1 protein-coding gene is annotated in these 713 nt (G+C 34.6%); it reads left to right on the top strand.

Annotated elements, in window-relative coordinates:
* Positions 1-188 precede the first annotated feature (188 nt).
* On the top strand, positions 189-713 hold a 525-nt coding region (locus RB298_RS19195), incomplete at its 3' end, for an MFS transporter (protein WP_486048062.1).

The raw sequence follows: 713 nt of genomic DNA, 5'->3' as shown, positions 1-713 counted from the left end.
TATATAACCATATGATAGATTCTTTACATACATCTGGTCATCATATAGTTGAAGTAAGTTCTCATACCGATTGTAGTTGAACCTACTTTGTAAACTTGTGGGTGCTATCATGGCAATCTACACAGTGAATGAATATATTACTTAATTTCAAAAACTTTAAGATTAAATACGGAGGGTCTATAACTACCATGGGTATCCCACACACAACAAATCAACTAGAACAGCCAAAACTACATATAAAGCCTAAAATAGGATTACTGATTATAGGCATTATCCTAATTGGAGCTAATCTCAGAGCCCCTTTAACATCTGTGGGACCACTGGTAGCTTCTATTCGTGACAGTTTAGGAATATCTAATACTTTAGCAGGAACAATAACTACAGTGCCTTTACTAGCTTTTGCAATTCTATCTCCTTTTGCTCCTAGGTTAGCTCGGCGTTTTGGCATGGAGTTTACGCTATTTATTTCCTTAATCTTATTAACAATCGGAATTGGAATACGCTCTTTTGGTGGAGTAGAAACATTATTTGCAGGAACGATCTTAATTGGTTTATCTATTGCTATTGGAAATGTATTGTTACCTAGTCTAATTAAACATAACTTTGCACAAAAGATAGGCATAATGACAGGAATTTATGCAGTTTCTATGAATTTATGCGGCGCTATTGGATCTGGTATAAGTATTCCTATTTCTTCATTATCAGGTTTAGGA

The organism is Priestia sp. BR_2, from assembly GCF_041954005.1.
Classification (GTDB): Bacteria; Bacillota; Bacilli; order Paenibacillales; family Paenibacillaceae; genus Paenibacillus_AQ; species Paenibacillus_AQ lautus_A.
The sequence above is the reverse complement of the archived record's forward strand: the minus strand, read 5'-3'. Positions and strand labels throughout refer to the sequence as shown.